The sequence below is a fragment of the Prosthecobacter sp. genome (assembly GCF_020439865.1).
GTDB lineage: Bacteria > Verrucomicrobiota > Verrucomicrobiia > Verrucomicrobiales > Verrucomicrobiaceae > Prosthecobacter.
The window spans coordinates 1-20,676 of record NZ_JAGRPF010000140.1 but is presented as its reverse complement, the minus strand read 5'-3'; the positions used below and the strand labels follow the sequence as shown (position 1 = coordinate 20,676).

Annotated in this window: 18 protein-coding genes; 9 read left to right on the top strand and 9 right to left on the bottom strand. The window is 59.4% G+C overall.

All coding sequences use genetic code 11. The features are described 5' to 3' along the window. Positions 1–86: 86 nt before the first annotated feature. A complete protein-coding gene (locus KDL09_RS17050; RefSeq protein ID WP_294387709.1) occupies positions 87–662 on the bottom strand; it encodes a DUF4339 domain-containing protein in 576 nt (191 codons plus the stop codon). A gap of 196 nt (positions 663–858) precedes the next feature. On the opposite strand from KDL09_RS17050, the gene KDL09_RS17045 reads away from it, so the two are divergent. Then, positions 859–1,578, top strand: coding sequence for an SDR family oxidoreductase (locus tag KDL09_RS17045; protein ID WP_294387706.1), 720 nt, complete (start codon positions 859–861; stop codon positions 1,576–1,578). 32 nt (positions 1,579–1,610) lie between these two features. Continuing rightward, positions 1,611–2,249, top strand: a complete 639-nt coding sequence (locus KDL09_RS17040; protein WP_294387701.1) for an NAD(P)H-dependent oxidoreductase — start codon at positions 1,611–1,613, stop codon at positions 2,247–2,249. Positions 2,250–2,284: 35 nt separating this feature from the next. On the opposite strand, the gene KDL09_RS17035 is transcribed toward KDL09_RS17040, so the two are convergent. The 5 genes from KDL09_RS17035 to KDL09_RS17015 all read right to left on the bottom strand — a co-directional run bounded on the left by KDL09_RS17035 (position 2,285) and on the right by KDL09_RS17015 (position 8,694). Continuing rightward, positions 2,285–3,775, bottom strand: coding sequence for a hypothetical protein (locus KDL09_RS17035; RefSeq protein ID WP_294387699.1), 1,491 nt, complete (start codon positions 3,773–3,775; stop codon positions 2,285–2,287). A 97-nt stretch (positions 3,776–3,872) separates the two neighbouring features. Further along, positions 3,873–4,901 carry a TIM barrel protein gene (locus KDL09_RS17030; protein WP_294387696.1) on the bottom strand — a complete coding sequence of 343 codons (1,029 nt, stop codon included), beginning with the start codon at positions 4,899–4,901 and terminating at the stop codon, positions 3,873–3,875. Positions 4,902–4,975: 74 nt separating this feature from the next. Next, a complete protein-coding gene (locus KDL09_RS17025) occupies positions 4,976–6,550 on the bottom strand; it encodes an arylsulfatase (protein ID WP_294387694.1) in 1,575 nt (524 codons plus the stop codon). Between the two features lie 21 nt (positions 6,551–6,571). Then, on the bottom strand, positions 6,572–6,808 hold the full coding sequence (locus tag KDL09_RS17020; protein WP_294387691.1) for a hypothetical protein: 237 nt from the start codon (positions 6,806–6,808) through the stop codon (positions 6,572–6,574). A 47-nt stretch (positions 6,809–6,855) separates the two neighbouring features. Beyond that, the gene (locus KDL09_RS17015; protein WP_294387688.1) at positions 6,856–8,694 is read right to left on the bottom strand and encodes an alpha/beta hydrolase-fold protein; all 1,839 of its coding nucleotides are present in this window, start codon (positions 8,692–8,694) and stop codon (positions 6,856–6,858) included. A gap of 152 nt (positions 8,695–8,846) precedes the next feature. Here KDL09_RS17015 and KDL09_RS17010 point away from each other — a divergent pair, with 152 nt between their 5' ends. The 7 genes from KDL09_RS17010 (at position 8,847) to lpxB (ending at position 16,755) form a co-directional block, all read left to right on the top strand. After that, positions 8,847–9,560 carry a hypothetical protein gene (locus tag KDL09_RS17010; protein ID WP_294387685.1) on the top strand — a complete coding sequence of 238 codons (714 nt, stop codon included), beginning with the start codon at positions 8,847–8,849 and terminating at the stop codon, positions 9,558–9,560. Continuing rightward, positions 9,557–11,065: a hypothetical protein gene (locus KDL09_RS17005; protein ID WP_294387683.1), complete on the top strand. Its 1,509-nt coding sequence runs from the start codon at positions 9,557–9,559 to the stop codon at positions 11,063–11,065. Before KDL09_RS17010 ends, KDL09_RS17005 begins: the two co-directional genes overlap by 4 nt. Before the next feature lie 32 nt (positions 11,066–11,097). After that, positions 11,098–11,811 (top strand): hypothetical protein, encoded by a 714-nt coding sequence (locus tag KDL09_RS17000; RefSeq protein ID WP_294387681.1) that lies wholly within the window; start codon positions 11,098–11,100, stop codon positions 11,809–11,811. A 4-nt stretch (positions 11,812–11,815) separates the two neighbouring features. After that, entirely contained in the window at positions 11,816–13,144 is a 1,329-nt protein-coding gene (locus KDL09_RS16995; RefSeq protein ID WP_294387678.1) for a polysaccharide deacetylase family protein, read from the top strand. Between the two features lie 89 nt (positions 13,145–13,233). Continuing rightward, positions 13,234–14,661, top strand: a complete 1,428-nt coding sequence (ffh, locus tag KDL09_RS16990; RefSeq protein ID WP_294387674.1) for a signal recognition particle protein — start codon at positions 13,234–13,236, stop codon at positions 14,659–14,661. A gap of 22 nt (positions 14,662–14,683) precedes the next feature. Then, entirely contained in the window at positions 14,684–15,637 is a 954-nt protein-coding gene (locus KDL09_RS16985) for a Gfo/Idh/MocA family oxidoreductase (RefSeq protein ID WP_294387671.1), read from the top strand. Further along, positions 15,634–16,755, top strand: coding sequence for a lipid-A-disaccharide synthase (lpxB, locus tag KDL09_RS16980; protein WP_294387668.1), 1,122 nt, complete (start codon positions 15,634–15,636; stop codon positions 16,753–16,755). The genes KDL09_RS16985 and lpxB overlap by 4 nt, the downstream gene beginning before the upstream one ends. Positions 16,756–16,759: 4 nt before the next feature. Here the strand turns inward: lpxB and KDL09_RS16975 are convergent, their stop codons facing one another. The 3 genes from KDL09_RS16975 to lptE all read right to left on the bottom strand — a co-directional run bounded on the left by KDL09_RS16975 (position 16,760) and on the right by lptE (position 20,550). Next, the gene (locus KDL09_RS16975) at positions 16,760–19,222 is read right to left on the bottom strand and encodes a glycogen/starch/alpha-glucan phosphorylase (RefSeq protein WP_294387664.1); all 2,463 of its coding nucleotides are present in this window, start codon (positions 19,220–19,222) and stop codon (positions 16,760–16,762) included. 23 nt (positions 19,223–19,245) lie between these two features. Beyond that, on the bottom strand, positions 19,246–19,920 hold the full coding sequence (gene rsmI / locus KDL09_RS16970) for a 16S rRNA (cytidine(1402)-2'-O)-methyltransferase (RefSeq protein WP_294387820.1): 675 nt from the start codon (positions 19,918–19,920) through the stop codon (positions 19,246–19,248). A 120-nt stretch (positions 19,921–20,040) separates the two neighbouring features. Further along, entirely contained in the window at positions 20,041–20,550 is a 510-nt protein-coding gene (gene lptE / locus KDL09_RS16965; protein ID WP_294387662.1) for an LPS assembly lipoprotein LptE, read from the bottom strand. Between the last annotated feature and the right edge of the window lie 126 nt (positions 20,551–20,676).

Sequence of the window (20,676 nt, the reverse complement as noted above, 5' to 3'; positions counted from 1 at the left end):
GGCATGATGCCAAATACGGCACACCGAATGACAATCCACGGATTGCCAGCCCGCTCAAAACCTGTCTCCCCCTTCAAAAGCCCGTTTTATTTGGGGGACATGTCATGGATCAGCCCCTTGATCACATCCATCGCCTCACCCATGCCTTTCATCAGTTCGTGGAGGCCGGGACCCAGAATCCATGAGGCATAGGTGACCGCCATCCACCACGCGACCGCATTGACGATGATCATGATCGTCACCAGCACCTCGACCCAGCGGCCCCACACCAGCAGATAGCCGTTCTCGTCCTTCTTTTTGCGGAAGATGTGGTCTGAGTACAGGGAAACCGCCGCCCACCAGAGAAGCGGGGGGATCAGCAGGAATCCCAGGATCATGCGCCGCATCACGGCGCCTCCACGCTGATTGTACGGCACACGATTGTAGTCCCGATAGCGGGCCACGCGACGGCGTGACGGCCGCACCGTGAGGCCGTCCGCGATCACCTGGCCTTCTGCATGCAGTTCCAGCAACGTCGAGACCGGCCGCCACTGCTCGTCATCATCGCGCTTCACCAGATCACTGTCCCGGATGGACCCATAGGCCAAGAAATTGCGCAGATCGTCCTTGGAGCAGGGCCCCAAGGTCTTCTGGCCTTTGGCAATGTAGTAAAGAGCGTGCACGAATCGGGAGGAGTCGAACCGAGGTATATTACCGTACTTCGTGCGCGCATTGCAATATTCACACCAAGTTGAGTTGTAAGTTTTTTTCATCCGAAGCGCCCGATCGAAGCTCAACGGCCCCTCGCCGCCGGTTCCGCCCGGTGGTTGCAGGACGGGCAGGCCCGTGCCAAAGACAGCCTCCAGTCCGCACCTCCCCATGAACAAACTCGTCATCATCACCGGCGCCTCTTCAGGCATTGGAGCCGCCACGGCTCAAGCCTTTGCCGCCGCCGCGCACCCCCTGCTCCTGCTGGCCCGCCGTCTGGAACCCATGGAGGCTCTCAAGCTCCCAAGTACCCTCTGCCGTGCCGTCGATGTCCTCGACGCTGAGAGCTTCCAGAGAGCCATCGACGAAGCCGAGGCGCAGTTCGGCCCCGCCGAATACCTGGTGAACAATGCCGGAGTCATGATGAATGCCCCGGCTCTCGAGAGCAATCCCACCCAGTGGGACTCGATGATCGACATCAACATCAAGGGGGTCCTCACCGGCATCCGCCTGGCCCTCTCCGGCATGGTGAAGCGCGGCAGCGGCACCATCGTCAACATCGGCTCCATCGCCGGCGTGAAGACCTTCAGCAATCACGCGGTGTACTGCGGAACCAAGTTCGCCGTGCATGCGATCAGCGAAGCAATCCGCGAGGAAGTCAGCAGCAAGAACGTGCGCCTCATCACCATCGCCCCCGGCATGGTGGAAACTGATCTGGTCAATCACACCACGCACGACGCCTCCCGAGACGGCTGGTGGGATTACGCGAAACAGATCGGCGGCGCCTTGAAGCCCACCGACATCGCCGAAGCCATCGTGTGGTCCTGCAAACTGCCTCAGAGTGTTTGCGTCCGCGAAATGGTCATCTGCCCCACCCGGCAGGAGCCTTGATCCTCTTCATCCGCCTTCCTATCGTCTCATTTATGTCCACGACTCCTGCCGATCTCCTCACCGCACTGAACTGGCGCTACGCCACGAAGGTCTTCGATCCCACCAAGAAGATTCCCGAAGACACTTGGAAAGCGCTTGAAGAATCCCTTGTCCTCACGCCCTCGAGCTTCGGCCTTCAGCCGTGGAAGTTCCTCGTCATTCAAGATCAGGAACTGCGGGAACAACTCGTGGCACACTCCTGGCGTCAGCGGCAGGTGGCCGACTGTTCCCACCTCGTCGTCATGGCCACCAAACGCGCCATGAACGAGGCGGACATCGACGCGAACCTCATGCGCATCGCCGAAGTGCGCGGTGGCACGCCGGATTCATTGGCGGGATTCCGCAAAATGCTCATGGGCACGCATCAGCAGGGTTACATGACCCGGGAGTGGTCCAAGATGCAGGCCTACATCGCCCTCGGTCAGTTCATGACAGCCTGCGCGCTGCTCGGTGTCGACACCTGTCCGATGGAAGGCTTCGTTCCCGAGAAATACGACGAACTGCTCGGCCTCGAGGCCCAAGGGCTCACCACCGCCGTCCTCTGCCCTGCGGGCTATCGCCATGCCGATGACCGCTATGCCGTCCTACCCAAGGTGCGCTTCAAGCACGACGATGTGATCGAGCATCGCTGATGCAAACTCGCTGAGCCGACCAGCCCAGAAGCTGGTCACAAAGCCTTGGGTTTGACCTTGGGCTCGGCAGTCTTGGACGGTCCTTTCTTCGGAGCACCTTCGGACTCATCCACCGGCTCGCCATCCCGGAAGCGCTGGCGTTTGACCACCTTTCCCTCCTCCGAGTATTGAACGGCCTCGCCGTGGAGCTCGCCCGCCTTGTAGCTGGCTTTGAAACTGGGGCTGCCGTCGGAGTAGAATCCCTCGGCGAGTCCTTCCATGCGGTGATTGGCAAACGGAATGCGGCGCACCACTTGGTGGTCCTCCATGTCCAGCAGCAGCCAGCGTCCACCGCCCTGATAGTCGAGCACTTCGTCCTCGTTGCGGTATTGGCCGACAGGCGGTTCCTGAATCAGCAAAGGCACTTTGCCGCCCTCCGTGAAAAAGTACATCCGTCCAACCTCCTTCTTGTCCTTGTAAAAGACGGTCAGATTCTTCATCCCGATCTGGGCGAAATGGCCGTCAGCATCAGGCGGCTGCAGCTTCGAGAAATCGTTCGCCTGGGTTCTTACCCTCAGCACCGTTTCCGCAGGATCGTTGGGATCGATTTCAAAACCAAAGTAGTCATAGAAGTGGGTAACCACCCTGTCCTCCTTGTCCGGCTTTCCCTTCCCTTCTCTGCTGCCATAGACTTTGTCATGCTCCTCAGCCGATTGCACAAAGTCGGCGTCGCCATACTTCGCACGGATCTTTGCCAACGACGGCTCGGTGCGGCAGGGCGGACAGGACATCTCGATCGTCACGAAGTATCCGCCTCTCGTCCAGCTTGTCTGCCGCTTGTTGAAGAAGACATCGTCGATTCGCCCCTCGGCATAACCTTTGCTGAAGAAGGCCTGGTCCAGCAAGATCCTGCCCCCTCGTGATCCGAGCTCTTTCACCTGCTGTGCCGCGCCGGCCGGTTTGAGCTTGAGCGCTTTCTCAACGCCCGCGTGTCCCCACTCCTTGTCGTCGGCGGGCTTGGCAGCAAAGCCGAGCGTCACACGCAGTTCCGTGTCCTTCGTCTCCTTGTTTTGTTGGAACCAGAAGATGTAGTCCCGTCCCGGTTTGAAGTAGCTGCCGTCCAAGGTCTGCAGAGCGCGAAAGCGGTCCTTCTCCCCGGCCACGTCCAGCCCCTGGTAGATTTTGTCAGCATTCAACCAGTTGCGAAATGCGTCTTCCACATCGCCAGAGACCGGAACGACGTACCAGGTGGACCAGGCGCCGGGTGCGTTGAAGTACCACACAAAGTCGCGTCCTTCGAGATCCTCAGGAGCGGTGATGCGAAAACCATCAAACACCAGGCCTCCCTTGTAGCTCGAAGTGGTCTCGCCCAGCTTGATTTTAAATGAGGCGGATGAACTGGCACCGGAGAGCTTGATCTTCTCGTAGGCGGCAAGGTTCGCACGAACTCCCGCAATCATCGTTTCCGGAGTCCGCTCCACCTCCTCCTGCGCTAACATCGCGATGGGAGCCAGAAGACAGCACAGGAGGGCAAACGAGGCTTTCATCCGAGCAGGATAACACGATCCCGACGTCTGAGCACAAGCACGAAAAAGCCGCCGGGTTTCCCCGACGGCTTTTGTGAGTTTGAAGCAGCGGATGGATTTACCAGCCGTGTGCGTCGCGGACTTTGATCATCGCGCTGAGGATCTTGTTCCAGGTGTCCGGCGTTTCGAGCACGGCGTTCGGGAACATGCAGCCATCCCAGCAGATGTGCTGGATGCCGCGGGCGGCGGCGTCCTTGAGCCAGTAGCCGGCGGCTTTGGTGATGTCGAGTTTGCCGTTTGGATCGTCGGCCTGGCAGTGCTTGCCGGTCTTGTCGTGCGATCCGGCGCCATGCACAGTGCCGTCGTTTTGAGCGACGTGGAAGTCGATCGTCCATGGGCGGAGAGCGTCAGTCATCTTCTCGTAGGCGGCCCAGAATTCGGCGTCGCTGTAGCCTTCCTTCACGAGGGCATGCTCAGGCGCATTGTAGCCGAGCGTGTAGAGGTAGGTGTGGGCGAGGTCGGCTTGGAAGCCGAGCGCGTTGGGCATGCCCACGCCTTCGAGGACGTCGAGCATGTCCTTCCACGAGTGCATGCCGGCCCAGCAGATTTCACCTTCGGCGGCGAGGCGCTCGCCGTTGTCGGCGGCGATGGCGGCGGCCTTCTTGAAGGTGTCGATGATGCGGGCGGTGTTTGCCTGCGGATTCTCGCGCCATTTGGCGATGCCGAACTCGGCGGAGTCGATGCGGATGACGCCGTATTTGCGGACGCCGTGCGCATTGAAAACCTTCGCGATGCGGCAGGCCATTTTCACAGCGCTGAGGAATTTCTCCTGCTGGGCGTCGTCGCCCATGGCGGAATCACCGACGGTGCCGGGCCACACAGGGGCCACAAGGGAACCAACGGAGAAACCTTTGGAGGCGATGAGGTCGGCGATCTTCTTCAGTTCGTCGTCGCTCGCCTCGGGATTGGTGTGAGGCAGGAACAGGAAGTAATCGATGCCTTCAAACTTCTGGCCGTTCACATTCGCGGCGGCGGTGAGGTCGAGCATCTTTTCGAGGCTGATCGGTGGCTCCTGGCCTTCGCCATCGCCTTTGCCGACGAGTCCGGGCCACATTGCATTGTGAAGTTTGGGTGAGGAGTAGCTCATGGTGGTTGCTTGGTTTGAGGAAACGGAATCGCGAGGTTAGCGGGTGCGATTTGGAACGCACGAAGAAAATGGCGTCATTTCGCTTTCTTCTTCGCCTTCGCAGCAGGTGTTTTCTTGCGGATGACCACCTCGACCGCGTTCTTCTGCGGCGTGCCCGGCGTGCTGCGGCCGTCGGTGACGATCTTTTCGAGTTCGGCGGTCATTTTGGCGACGATGGCCGGCTCCGAGGACTGCAGGTTGTCCTTCTCGGCAATGTCTTCCTTCAGATTGTAAAGCTGCGTGTCGGGCAGTCCTTGCTCGCCGGGACTGCCGGGACGCGGATCGCTCCAGCCGCCGGAACCGGCGCAGAGTTCGATCTTCCAGTCGCCTTCACGCAACGCGAAACTGCCGTTGATGGAATGATGAATGACGCTCTGGCGCAGTGGCTTGCCGGACTCGCCGAGCAGCACGGGCAGGAAGCTGAAGCTGTCCTCCGCAGCGTTGTCCGGGAGCTTCACGCCCACGATCTCGGCGGCGGTGGCCATGAAGTCGGTGAGGCACGTGATCTGGCTCGTCGTCTGACCACCTTTGACCTTCGCAGGCCAGCGCACGATGAAGGGCACGCGGTGGCCGCCGTCAAAGATGTCTGCCTTGTGGCCGCGCATGTTGTAGCTCGGATTGTGGCCTTTGGCGATGAGCTCGGGGAAGTTTGCCTGCGGCGAGCAGCCGTTATCGCTGGTCACGATGATGAGCGTGTCTTTGGCGATGCCGTTCTCTTCCGTGGCACGCATCACCTGGCCGATCGCATCATCGGTTTCCATGACGAAATCGGCATAGAGACTGATGCCGCTTTTGCCCTGCCATTTCTCGCTCGGTAGGATGGGCGTGTGCGGCGAGTTCAGCGGCATGTAGATGAAGAAAGGATCGCCCTTCTTCGCCTTCTCGTTGATGATCGTCACGGCGCGCTTGGTGAGCGATGGCAGCACGTCCTCTCCACGGAAGCCGGGGGAGCCGGGGCCCTCACGGGTGAAGCTCATCTTGCCGCCCGAGCCGTTCATGGCGAGCTTCATGTTCTCCGTCGGATTGGCCACGACGTGATCGTTTTCGATGAAGCAGTAGGGCACCATGTCCAGCGAGGCGCTGATGCCGAAGTAGGTGTCAAAGCCGACGGTGGTGGGCCCGTTGGCGATCGTCTTCGTGTAATCGACGTTGTTCACCTGCGCGGCGGATTCGATGCCCAACTCGGTCACCTCGCCCTTGCGCACCCAGTCCATGCCAAGATGCCACTTGCCGATGCAGTGAGTCGAATACCCCTGCGTCTTGAGCATGCTGGCCACCGTCATGCGGCCCTGCTCAATCAAACGCGGACTCAGACCGCCGAGCACGCTGCTCTGCAGTTTGGAGCGCCACGCGTAGCGGCCGGTCACCACGCCATAGCGGGTCGGTGTGCAGACGCTGGAACCGGAGTGGGCGTCGGTGAACTTCATGCCCTCGGCGGCGAGCTTGTCGAAGTTCGGCGTGGCAATCTTGCCTTCAGGGTTCAGGCATTTCACATCGCCGTAGCCGAGGTCATCGCAGAGGATGAAGATGATGTTCGGTTTGTCGGCCGCCGTGGCGGCATGGGCGATCGAGAGACAAAGCAGCGTCGTGAGAACAAGGAAACGGTTCATGGTGGACCGAATTCAACGCGCTCAGTCCTCCGAGCTATCGAGATATTCCAGCGCCTTCGAGAAGCTCGCCTGCGTGAGGAAATGATTGAGCCGCGGCGGCAGCACAGCACGCAGACGCTGATGCTCCGCCATGATCTCTTCCGAAACCGTTTTCAGCGCCTCCAGATGCGCCGCCGCGTCGCGATCACGGAAGGCGTGATCGGCGATGAGGTCAAGGCGACGCTGGAGGAGCGTGCGGAGGTGGTCGAGGTCGGACATGCGTGGATGATGCAACGCAATCGAGAGCGGGCAAGACGGACAACCGCTCAGAGCTTCGGTGGCGGCGGTTTAATCGGTGCCTGCTGGCCGCTGACAACACCTTTGGCCTTGGTCGAGCGCTTGTAGATATGGGTGCGGTAATGTTTGTCATGGCAGGCGACAAAAAGTTCACCGAGATCTTTTCCACCGAAACAGATGTCGCGCGGTTCGCCTGGAGTGGGAATAATGAAATTCACGCGTCCTGCCTGGTCACAGACCTGGATACCAAGAGACGTGGCGACGTAGAGCCAGCCGTTGGTGTCCACACACATGGCATGGGTTCTCGCTGGAAATGGCAGTCCGTAAGGATCTTCAGTGAGGTAAAAGTGCTGCGGATGTTGGAACAATGGCGGTTCCATCCGAAGCTGCACGCAGTCGATCCGGCTATTGTAACCTGTGATGTAGAGCAGGCTTTGATCGGGCGAGAGACAAATTGAGCCACCCGATGAGCCAAGGACTTCGGAATGCAGCTTTTCGCCATGAAGATAGTGGTAGCTGCCATCGACATCGACCCGACCTATGAGCGCATCATTACAGCCCGCGAAATAAAAGCGGCCCAAGCTGTCACAGCAGACGCCACTGTGATTGGTGCATGGCGGGTCGTATTCGTTTTCTTTGTCTCCGAATCTGATTTCACGCTCCACGTTTCCGTTTGAAGTGACATCCACAATGCGCGCAAACTTGTTTGGATGCTCGACTGCGAAAAAGAGACGCAAGCAGCCGTTCGGTCCCGCCTTGAAGCCGCTTGAACCTCCTTTGGAGTGAACCTTCACCTCCTGTTTTCCTCCATGGGCATCCAATCGGACAAACGAGGTGACATTCTCTACCGCCCCTTTGTGGACATAAACCGTGCCATCGGCTGTGGAAGCCATCTCAGCGCGCAACGCCGGGAAATGATCGGTCGCCGGATCGTGCAAAACGCCCTCCCACTCTCCTTCTCCCACCACCTCAAATCCCTTCCAGTTCGACTCGCCTTTCGGGTTCGACTTCACCTCGATGTCCGTCTGCCAGTCGCGCCAGAGCCAGCGGAGGACGTCGGGGAAGATTTGGCTCGCGTGCTTTTGATTGTGGCCGCCTTCGCCCCAGGCGTGGTTCACGTCGTAGCCGGCCCAGGTGAGGCTGCGCTCCATCATCTGGTTCGCCATCCACCAGTCGCCGCAGTAGAGGTTGTTGTCGCTGGCACCGCTCTGGAGGAAAACGCGCAGGGGCTTGGGCTCGAACTTGCGGACGAGGACGGGCTGTTGATCGGCCCCATGAATGCCGACGTAGGTGCCGACTCCGGTGAACACGCGGCGGAAGCGGTCGGGGCGATGCCACGCGACCATGAAGGCGCAGATGCCGCCGCTGCTGTTGCCGGCGATGGCGGCGTGATTGGGATCGGTGCTGAGTTTGATGCCGTGTTTCGCCTCGATGGCGGGCAGAAACTCGTCGATGAGGAACTGCGAGTAGGTGGGCGTGATGCTGTCGTATTCGTAGCTGCGGTTGAAGCGCGGCAGGGCGTTTTCATTCGCGGCAGGAACGATCCCGGGCTTGATGAAGATGCCGATGAGCGGCGGGATGTCCTTATTCGCAATGAGATTGTCGAAGACGACGGGCGCCTGATAGATGACGCCGTCCTGAAACACCATGAAGGCGGCAGGCTTCGACTTGTCGAGGCCTGCGGGCAGGTAGATCTCGTATCCGCGCTGCGTGCCGGGAAAGACACCGCCTTCCTTCGCGGTGTAGCTGTCCTTAATCAGCGCGCCCTTGGGCACTTGCGACTGCGGCTTGGAGTCTTCCGTGAGAGGAAACTCGGGCTCGGCGGCGGCGAGGCGGGTCAGAAGAAGGAGTGCGAGGACAGAACGCATGCAATGATGCTGACAGAGCGGGAATCACGTGACCAGCGTGATTTTGTTCGGTCTCGCATCAATCTCCACATTCGTAGAGGTGAGTTCGGGCTTGTTTCACCATGGGCTCCGGCTAGCATGCGCCCACCTATTTCACCCCAATTTACCTTCACTTGAAACCCGGTTTCGTTCTCGCATGCGCGTTCGTTGGCGCGGGGCTTGCCTCGTCAGCTCCGTCGGGGGAAAAGCGCACCGGCGACCCCGGAGCCAGCCAGGACATCGCTCTTCTGCGACTTGGGTATGAACGAGACCTGATCGAAGCCAGCCTTTCACCGATCAAGCAGCAGATCACCACCCTCGACACACTGGAGAAACAGTTCGCCGCCGAACGCGATTACGACGCCGCCATCACCGCGCGCGATGAGCGCAAGCGTCTGCAAAACGAACTCGCACGGCTCGACAAAGAGCTGCTGCTTCTACAGACACGTGAACAATCACTCAAAACAGCTTTGCTGCCGGACCGCATCAAGCTCTCTCTCGATGCAGCCACCCTGAACGATCTCCGCCGCGAAGGCGGAGCCATCACTGGCTGGTCGAAGATCGGAGCCTCCGCGACCTGGAAGCTGCCCTCGCTTCCGCCCGGCGGTTATGAAGTGATGCTGCGCTATCGCTGCGGCGCGGCGGAAGGAGGCCAGTTGCTGATCAAAGAAGCACGATTCACGCTCACCACGGACATCGAGACCACGCTTAAAGGCCCCGAAGAACGGAGCGCCGGCACCCTCAAGATCAGCGATGGGTCAGGCACGCTCACACTCGTCGCACAATCGCTCTTCACCAACAATCTCATGCAACTGCTGGGCGTCGAACTGGCACCGGCATCCCGATGAATCTCCGACTGACAGTTTTGATCCTTGCCCTGCAGGCCGGTTTGACACCGCTGTCCGAGGCTCAGACGCCGACTCCCGAACCTGCGGAACCCGCCGCTCTCACCACCACACGCGCCACGTTTCTTCGGCAGGTCATGGCAGACTCGCAGCTCCTGACCGAACAATACGAACGGGCGCTTGCGAGGGCGGAGACGGAAATCGCCGCTACAGGTGACTACGAAGAGGCCCGGGCCATCCGGCAGCGTCGTGAGCAGTTGCAGGCGCTTTACGCCGGCACCGCGTCCAGCCTCGCCACTCCCCTGCCCTTGGTGCAGGCCCGAATGATGGGCTCGGCCCAGGCCTCCGGTGAAACTCTCAGCGGCTGGCGTTCCAACGGGAGCGGCGCCGAGTGGCAGGACTTCCGCCTTCTGCCCGGCAGCTATCATCTCGAATTCGAAGCGAACATGAGCGACGCGCCCGTCGCAGGCAGCATCTACGCCTCTTCGAAATTTCAGCCGCAGAAGACGGCACTGTTTGAATTCGACGAGGTGACGTTGCTGGGCAAAGCCCCCGAAAATCACCGCACGTTCGACATCTCCCGCAGCACCGATGAAACCACCTTTACCACGGTGCGCGTGGGCCCGCTCACCTTCACGCGCAACCCGGTGACGCTGCGTTTCGCATCCTCGGCAGGTTATCCCGCCAACATCATCCGCGTCCGCAATCTGCGGCTGGTTCCCGTGACGGAAGAAGCCGCCTCAACAACAGAGGTGCCACTGGCCAATTCGACCACCGCGATGCAGCAGGCCAATGCCGCGCTGAAGACAGCCATCGACGACGCCCGCGCCACCGCCACCACCGCCTATCTCGCCAACTTGCAAAACCTCGCGCAGGAAAAGCCCGCCTTGAAAGATCAGGTCAACGCCGAGACACGCCGCGTCCAACGTCTGAGCGATCAAAAAACAGGTCCCACCGGCATCCGCGCGATCAGTTCCGTCGGTGGCAATCTCAATGGATTCGAAGATCTCAGTGACGCACGACTGTCAGGAGAAGAACCTCTTTCCGGTGAGCGCTTCAGCGTCGTGCATGAGGGCCGCACGCTTCCCGTGCGCCTCCTCTGGGTTGACTGTGCCCCGATTGAAGAAGACGACCCGGGTGTGGATCGCTTTGCTAAGCACTTCAACATCGAAAACGAAGATGCGGTCGCCGTGGGCCGTGCCGCACGTGAATTCACCGCCGGCTATCTGCGTGACAAACCGCTGCGCCTGCTCATCCGCCCGGATCGCGACAAAGACGGCACCTATGCCGCCCTTTTGTTCCTGCCTGATGTCGGCCTGTATCAAAACGTGCTCGTCGACCACGGGCTCGCCGCCGCCGTCCCACCACCGCGAGATCTGCGCCGAAGTGTGATGGAACGTGCCTTCCTCTCGACCCTCACCGCCCGTGAAACCGCCGCCAAAAACCGCAAGCCCGCCCCCGGAGCCTGGGCGCTTTCGGCTGAAACCAATGGAGGGAAAAAGCAATGAGGCGCGTGCTGATGCTCGCTTTGTTTTTGATCATGCTTGCTCCCAGTGCAGGAGCCCAGCAACCCGCCGCACCTGCAGCGCCGGCCACGCGGTTGCAACAGATGGAAAGCATCTATCAGAAAGAGCTGAGCGCACGTCACATCCCATTGCTCGGGAAGTATCTGATCGAATTGCAACGTCAGGCGGCCGGTGCCACCAACAAGCCGGCCTACGACGCCGAGATCGGACGCATCCAACAAATCATAAGCGCAGGCGGTGTACTGGATCTCATTGCCATGCAGAAGGCGCAGTCGGGCACCATGCCGATGCCCTCGGCCATGCCTCCACCCGTCCCTGCCGAACGCAAAGAGGCGCTGATCGCGCTGGCACCCGCCCTCGCCCAGTCTGTTTCACCCACACCGCCTCCTGACGCCCCAACTGCACTGATCGGCGAAGCCGAATGGCGCATCGAACTCATCGCCGCAGGCAGCTACGACATCCTGCTACACTACGCATGTCCGGAGCTGAACCAGCCTGTGAAGATTCGTGTCGAGTTTAACGGACAAATCATCGAAAAAGACCTCGATGCTGACCGGACGACCAAGAATGCCGAAACGTTCCGAATCATGCGGTTGGGCAGCCTTGTCTTGACCGGAGACCATCGAGGAGAAACACTGCATCTCAGCGCCGGTGACAAAACCAGTCCCAAAGTCACCCTCAAGAGCCTGCTCATCACCCGTCCGCGTGCCCCCGCCCCCAATCCCTAGTTCCATGCTGCGTTCCGTCCTTCTTCTTTCCATCGCACTTCTGGCCCTTGGCTCGCTGCCATCCTGCAAGCGGATCGAGGACAAGCTGCGTCGCCTGGCAGAGCAAAGTGGAGTCGCCCCCAAACCTCCGCCTCCTCCCAAGCCCGCTGAGCCAGCCGAGCCCGCGTTGACCCCCGAGGAAGAGGCGATCGAAAAGAAGCTGCAGGATTCCGCGATGCTAAGCTCAGCCGCCCCGGAGCCTGAGATCCCGGCAGCCCCAGCCTTCGAGCTCAACAAGTCCGCCATCGTTTCCGTTCTTGGCTACCATGATTTTCGCGATCGCGGCGGCAGTCCCATGCTTATTGCCGCACCCAAATTCCGCGAGCAGATGCAGGCGATCAAAGACTCCAAGATTCCGGTCATCTCATTGAACGAGATGATGGCCTGGAAGCGCGGAGAGAAGAACATTCCGGAAGAATCCATCGTCATCACCATGGATGACGGCTGGGAAGGCGTTTACACCTACGCCTATCCGGTGCTGCGTGAGTTCAACTTCCCGTTCACCGTCTATCTCTACAAAAAATACGTGAACATCGGCGGTCGCTCCATGAGCTGGGACCAACTCAAGGAGATGATGGCGCACGGCTGCGAAATCGGCAGCCACAGCGTCTCCCATGAAAGCCTCAAGAAGCGCCCTAAAGGCGCGAAGAACGACGCTGACTTTCAGCAATGGATTGTGGGCGAACTCAAGGACTCGCGCGACTTTCTGGAACAGAACCTCAAGATCAAAATCACCTCCTTCGCCTATCCTTTCGGCATCTTTGATGACAGCATCATGGAGACAGGACTGCAGGTCGGCTACGAATCGCTCGTCACGGTAAACGGCCAGAAAGTCACCTGGGACACCCCCAACGGCAAAATCGGTCGCTACATCATCCATGGGGACAACGACACCAACTTCAAGCTCGCCACCAGCTTCCGGGGGCGCGGAGACGTCACCTCCAACAAGTTCCTCGTGGCAGACGCGAAAAACGACAAAGGAGAGCAGCTCATACAGCTCACTCCCAAACCCGACGCCGTCATCGCGGAACGACGTCCTCTCATCGAGGCAGATTTGAAAAAAATCGGCACCATCGTCCCCGAGAGCATCAAGCTGCGCATCGCCGGTCTCGGCACCGTTCCGGTGAACTACGATCCGGCCACAATGGTTGTGCGCTTTCAGTTTCCCTACAAACTGCATCGCGAAGAATGCGCCGTCAGCCTCAGCTTTCAGCGTGATGCCGCCCAGCCTGCCGAAGTGGTGAGCTGGCGCTTCAAGATCGACCTCGCCGCGGCTTACCTTCCAGCACCGTAGCTCCATTTTCGAGGCCTTGATTAGATCCGCCTTCGCAGTTGCCATGCGGAAGCTTCTGCCGACTGTCACGCGCCCCACTCCTCTTCCCGATGTTCTCCGCCCTCTCTGAAAAACTCGAAAGCGCCTTCAAAAAGCTGCGCGGCCAGGCCCGCATCAGTGAATCCAATGTCAGCGAAGCCATGCAGGACATCCGCATGGCCCTGCTGGAGGCCGACGTGGACTTCAAAGTCGCCAAAGACCTCGTCGAAACCGTCACAAAACAGTCCGTGGGTGCTGAAGTGCTGCGCACCGTTTCGCCCGGCCAGCAGATCGTCAAAATCTTCCACGATGAGCTGGTCAAGCTGCTCGGCAGTGATGCCAGCGCGCTGAATCTCGACCCGCCGCAGCGCATCCTGATGACCGGCCTCAACGGTGCCGGTAAAACGACGACGTCCGCCAAGCTCGCCAACTGGCTCAAGAAACAAGGACGCCGGCCGCTGCTCATCGCCCTCGACCTTTACCGTCCGGCCGCCATCAAACAGCTTCAGGTTCTTGGTCAGCAGCTCAACGTGCCCGTCTTCGCACCCGCTGAAGGCGAAACTGATCCGGTGAAGGCGGCAAAGGCGTCGCTCGTCTGGCTGAAGGAACAGGGCAGCGGCATCGCCATCTTTGACACCGCCGGTCGTCAGGATCTCGACGAAGAACTCCTCGCCGAACTCAAGCGCGTGCGGGCCATGGTGGAGCCCAATGAAGTGCTGCTCGTAGCTGATGCTGCCACCGGCCAGCAGGCTGTCAGCGTGGCGCAGAAATTCAATGACGCCGTCGGCATCACCGGCCTGATCATGACCAAGCTGGACGGCGACGCCCGCGGCGGCGCCTTGCTTTCGATGCGTCAGGTCACCGGCTGTGCCGTGAAGTTCCTGGGTGTCGGCGAAAAGGTCGAGCAACTCGAGGTCTTCCACCCTGACCGCATGTCCCAGCGCATCCTCGGCATGGGCGACGTCGTCGGCCTCGTCGAGAAAGCCGCTGAAGAGATCGACGAAAAGGAGGCGATGAAACTCGCCGCCCGGATGCAGTCGAACAAATTCGATTTCACCGACATGCTTGCCCAGCTGCGCATGATGAAGAAACTCGGCCCCATCGGCGGCATCCTCGGCATGCTGCCCGGAATGGGCAAGATGAAGGACATGGTGGGAGCCGATGGCGACAAACGAATGAAGCATGTCGAAGCCCTGATCCTCTCGATGACACCGAAAGAGCGCCAGCGTCCGGAGATCATCAACGGCCAGCGACGCAAGCGCATCTGCAATGGTGCCGGACGTCCGGTGATGGAAATGAACCAGCTTCTCAAGCAGTTCGAAATGATGAAGAAGCTCATGAGCAACAAGGGCATGATGGCCCAGATGATGAGCGGCATGATGGGTGGAGGCGGCGGCATGGGAGGACCGGGAGGAATGGGTGGCCTCGGCGGCATGCTGGGTGGTGGTGGAAAACTGCCCAAACTTCCGCCCGGCATGAAGTTCCCCGGCAAATTCTAACCCTTCCCTCCTCGATCAAATCATGAGTTCCCCTTTCCGCATTGGAGTCGCCGGAGTCGGCGCCATTGGCAAGAATCACGCCCGCATCATGGCAGAGATCGCCGCGAAGAGCGACGGAGTGGTTGCTTTCGCCGCCGTGTATGATGCTGACGCCGCACGCGCCGCCGAATTCGCCGCTCAATATGGCACCCAGGCCGCGAGCGACCTCGAGGATTTCGCCCAGCGCATTGACGCAGCCACAGTGGCCGTCCCGACAATCTTCCACCGCAAGGTTGCCGAACCGCTCATGCAGCGCGGCATTCACGTCATGGTGGAAAAGCCGATCAGCGAATCCTATGCAGAGGCCCAGGCGCTGATCGAACTCGCGCAGGAAAAGAGCGTCATCCTGCAGGTCGGCCACATCGAGCGTTTCAATCCCGTGCTTCTGCAGCTTGAGCAGCGCATGGACCATCCCAAGTTCATCGAAGCCCACCGTCTCTCCCCGTTCCCAAACCGCAGCATCGACATCGGCGTGGTGCTTGATCTCATGATTCACGACATCGAGATCGTCCTTCACCTCGTGAAGTCGCCGCTGGTGCAGGTGGACGCCGTCGGCATTCCCGTGCTGACGAAGCGTGAGGACATCGCCAACGCACGACTGAAGTTCGCCAACGGCTGCATCGCCAACATCACCGCCAGCCGCATCAGCCCCGAGAAGATGCGCAAAATCCGCGTCTTCCAAAACGACAGCTACCTCAGTCTCGACTATCAGGAACAAAGCGGCTGGATCTACCGCAAGGACGGCATGCAGATCGTGCGCGAGGCGGTCGAAGTCGAAAAAGACGAGCCGCTGAAACTCGAAATCGCCGCCTTCGTCGAATGCGCCCGTCACGGCCGCAGGCCGGTGGTTACGGGGCAAGAAGGCGCCGAGGCCGTGCGAATTGCGCTCGAAATCACCGACCAGATCGAAAAGAACGCCGCTCTCGGCACCTCATGAACCGGATTTTCATCATCGCAGGCGAAGTCAGCGGCGACACCCATGCCGCAGGATTGCTGCGTGAATTGAAGGCGCTCGAGCCGGACATGAAGGTCATCGGTCTGGGTGGACCGAAGATGAGGGAACTCATTGGCGAAGGCATTGAAGACTGGGTTGAGACGGCCGGAGTCGTCGGCCTTTGGGAGGTGGTGAAGATGTACCGCTATTTCAAAGAGAAGATGGACGCGGTGCTCGACGCCATTCTCGACCAGAAGCCCGAGGCCGTCATTCTAGTCGATTACCCCGGCTTCAATCTGAGACTGGCCAAAGCGCTGCGCACCGCCGGCTACAAGGGCCGAATCTTCTACTACATCAGCCCCCAAGTCTGGGCCTGGAAAAAGGGCCGTGTGAAAACGATGGCCCAGGTCTTGGACCTGATGATCTGCATCTTTCCCTTCGAAAAGGAGTTCTATGAAAAAAGCGGACTTCGCACTGAATTCAGCGGCCACCCGATGGTCGATCGCTTGGTGACACTGAAGCGGGACTGGAAGCGCGAATCCGGCCTGGTCGGCTGGTTTCCCGGCAGCAGACTCAACGAAGTGCGCCGTCTGTTTCCGCTCATGATGGATGCTGCGAAAGCGATCAAGCAGGCGATCCCCAACGCACGTTTCGCCGTTTCTGCGGCAAACGAATCCCTTGCCGGCTACATGCGCACCATGGCGGAGGAACACGGCATGCCCGAAGCCAAGCGCTGGATCGAAACCGGCACGGTCTATGATCTCATGCAGCGTGCCGAAGCCGGTGCTGTGGCATCCGGCACCGCCACGCTCGAAGCGGCATGTTTTGGCCTGCCCTACACGCTGGTCTACAACGTAAGCTGGCCGACTTATATCATCGGCAAACTCGTCGTGCGCATCAAGCACCTGGGCATCGTCAACATTCTGGCGAAACGCGAAGTGGTGACAGAACTCGTGCAGGAAAAACTGACCGCAGACAGTCTGGCGAAGGTCACACTCGACCTCCTAACCCACGAGTCGAAACGGCAGCAAATGCAGAAGGAACTGGCCGAGGTAGTTGCCACGCTCGGCAGCGGTGGCGCTTACTCGCGCGCCGCACAAACGGTGCACGAAGCGCTGTAGCGCCTCAGACGACGACCTGAGGCAGTTTCCAGACGTTTTTGGCGTATTCGAGGATGGTGCGGTCGCTGCTGAACTTGCCCATGCGAGCCGTGTTGTGAATGGCCATCTTCTGCCAGCGCGGCTGATCACGATAGGCCTCGTCCACTTTGGACTGACAGGCCGCATAGCGTTCGTAGTCCGCCATGACGAGGAAAGGATCTCCATGTGCCAGCAGACTGTCCCGCAGAGGTTTGAACTCGTCAGGATTGCCGGTGAAGTAATCAGATGCCAGCCAGTCGATGCTGAGACGCAGATCCTCGCTTGCGTGATAAAAGTCCCAAGGGTTGTAGCCTTTGGCCAGCAGTTCGGTAACTTCCTCCACGGTGAGACCGAAGATGAAGATGTTGTCCGGGCCGACCTCTTCGAGGATTTCCACATTGGCACCGTCCAGCGTACCGATGGTGAGCGCACCGTTGAGGGCGAGCTTCATGTTGCCAGTGCCGGAAGCTTCCTTGCCCGCAGTAGAGATTTGCTCCGAGAGATCGGCAGCAGGAATGATGCGCTCGGCGAGTGAAACGCCATAATTCGGGAGATAGATGACCTTGAGCTTCCCATCCACACGCGGGTCGTGGTTCACCTTGGCGGCGAGGGCGTTTATCGCGTGAATAATGTTCTTGGCAAGAAAGTAACCTGGTGCAGCCTTGGCTCCGAAGATAAAGACACGCGGTGCCATGTCGATCTCCGGGTTCGCGATGATCTTGCGGTAGAGACTGACGATGTGCAGCAGATTCAGGTGCTGGCGCTTGTACTCGTGCAGACGCTTGATCTGAACGTCAAACAGGGCATCCGGACTGACGCAGACACCACAGGTGTCCTGGATGATCTTGGCAAGATGCACCTTGTGACCGCGCTTGATGGCGTGGAACTTTTCCCTGAACGAAGCGTCGTCGGCAAACCGGTCCAGCGCCTTCAATTCATTCGCATCCTTCAGCCATCCGGAGCCGATAGACTCAGAGATCAACGCGGAGAGCTGCGGATTGCACACGTCGAGCCAGCGGCGAAAGGTGACGCCGTTGGTAAGATTGAGGAAGCGGCCGGGATACAGCTCGAAGAATTCGGGAAAGAGTCGCTCGCAAAGCAGGCGCGTGTGGAGCGCGGCCACTCCGTTTGTCGCATGGCTGCCAAGAACGGAGAGATGCGCCATGCGGACGTGCTTGCCGCCACGCTCCTCGATGAGCGAGAGATTGCGCTTCTTGTCGGAATCTCCCGGCCAGCGTTTTTCTACCTCGCCGTCAAGGAAGCGCTTGTTGATTTCAAAAATGATCTGCAGGTGCCGCGGGAGAACACGCTCAAACAAGGCCACGCTCCATGTTTCGAGCGCCTCGGGAAGCAGCGTGTGATTGGTGTAGGAGAACGTTTTCTGGCAGATGTCCCAGGCCTGTGTCCACTCGAGTTTCTCGTCATCGACGAGAATTCGCATGAGTTCGGGAATGGCGACTGCAGGATGCGTGTCGTTGAGCTGGATGGCGGCCTTGGAGGGGAATTCACTCCACGGCAGCTCGTAGCCCCCCTTGAATCGACGCACAATGTCGGCCAGCGAACAGGCGACGAAGAAGTACTGCTGCACCAGACGCAGTTCTTTGCCGCTTTCGGTGGCGTCGTTCGGGTAGAGCACCTTGGAAACGGTTTCAGCAATGGCCTTTTCACGAAGGGCTTCGATGTAACTGCCTTCGTTGAACACCTTGAAATTGAAATCTTCGTCCGCCTGCGCCTGCCAGAGACGCAAAACATTCACGGTGTTGCTGTCGTAACCAATGATGGGAATGTCCCATGGCAGTCCCAAAAGGCATTTGGTCTCGATCCACTCGTGGTGAGGCTGGCCGAACTCGTCGAATTTCTGAATGACCCTGCCATAGAGATGCACCGTCTGGCGGTACGATGGCCGCGCAATCTTCCAGGGGCTGCCATCACGCATCCAAGCATCGGGATGCTCGACTTGTTTGCCGTTCACGAACTCTTGGCGGAAAAGACCGAACTCATAGTGAATGCCGTAGCCGATGGCCGGTAGATCCATGGTGCTAAGAGAGTCCATGAAACAGGCTGCGAGACGTCCCAGACCTCCGTTTCCGAGCCCCATGTCAGGCTCCTTCTGAACCAGCGCATCCAAGTCTTTGCCCATCTCTGCCAGCGCCTGCTTGGTGGCTTCGTAAATCCCTGAATTGCGCAGATTGTTCTCCAACAGCCGGCCCATGAGATACTCCAGCGAGAGATAATGCACACGACGCACTCCCTGCGCACGATGCTGCCGGCGAGACTGGGTGGCACGCTCCATGGCCCGATCCCTCACCGCCAGCGACGTGGCGACATACCAGTCGTTCTCGCTGGCAGTTTCAATGTAGGCGCCCAGGGTAAAGCGCAGGTGATTGGTGATTGAGAGCTTGAGACTGTCGGTGGTGTCGAGAACGGCGCAGTTGGCGAGGGCTTCCATGGGAGTGCTGAGTTGGGAAAGTTTTACCAGGTCAACCACTTGGGGGGATCAACCGGAGCGATAAGAAGAGTGATTTCGCCTTTTGGCGCTTTAGTTTGAAACCAAGAGAGCAGGATGCTTGCCGGGCCACGCTTGAATTCCTCAAACTTTTTCGTCAGCTCACGTGCCACAACGATGCGACGCCCCGGTTCAAGCTCTGCCAGAATGGCCAGCGTATCGACGAGCCGGTAGGGACTTTCGAAGAAGATGCTGGTGCAGTCGCGCTGCAAAGCAGCGGTGAGTTCGGTGGTTCGTGCGCCCTTTTTGTGCGGGAGAAATCCACCAAAAAAGAAGGGCGTCGTGGGCAGCCCCGAAGCGGCGAGCGCGGTGATCACCGCGCTTGGGCCCGGAATCCCCTCGACATGCAAACCTGCTCCCACCACGGCTCCCACGAGTCGTTGTCCCGGATCAGATACGGTGGGCATGCCTGCGTCCGAAATCAGGGCCACACTGCCGCCCTGACGCATGTGATCGATCAATTGCGGAATGCGCTGCGCCTCATTGTGTTCGTTGAGACTGACGAGCCGTGCTCGAATATCATGGTGCTTCAGCAGGATCCCTGAGTGACGCGTGTCTTCACATGCCACCAGATCGGCCACGCGCAACGTGTCCAGCGCACGCTGGGTGATGTCGCGCATGTTTCCGATCGGAGTCGCCACCAGATGAAGCCCCGCCCTCAAACGCCCGGTGGCGACCACAGGTTCAAGCACTGCATGCGCCTCGCCTTCGAAATGGTCCGCCTTTGAATCCTGCTCCGATGACATGAAACGGAGAGTCGGTTACCAGCCCTCGGAAACCTGATCAGCCACTTCGTGAGCGAGACGCTGAGCCGCATCTTCAAGCAACTGGGTCTCGGAGAGCTGAAGGTTCGCATCGAGGATGATGTAAGAATCAGCCGAGGCGCTTCCGTTGTGAATCACTTTGCCGGAACCGGCCTCCGTGATCGTGAACGCACAGGAGAGGGTCGCCAGAATCTGCGACGTACGCAGGATGTTGTTACGATCTGAACGGAACTGCGTGCGATTGATTCGTAAAATCTTCCCCTGCAGAATCGCCTCTGCCTCGCCTCGGGAAACAATTTGATAGGATCCGTGGTTCTGCAGCTGCTTGATGATCGTATTGGTCACCAGCACCCCCAGACGGGGCTCCAGCGTCAGATTTTCAAAGCTTGGCACCGCGATCTTGGTGATGTGGCGCAGATGGGCGGGCTTTTGACTGCCGAGACTGTAACCCGCACAGCCGGTGAGCATGAGACACAGTGGAGCCAGCAAAAGAAAAATCTGTTTCATCCAAAAATGGTTTGAGAAGTGAGCCACCCAGCATGGCGGGTTGTCCCGTCTGCGCAAGAATTATGACGCCGGCTTCACCGTCGGCGCCGGAGGAATCGGAGGCGCTGTGCCTGATGCCGGAGGAGG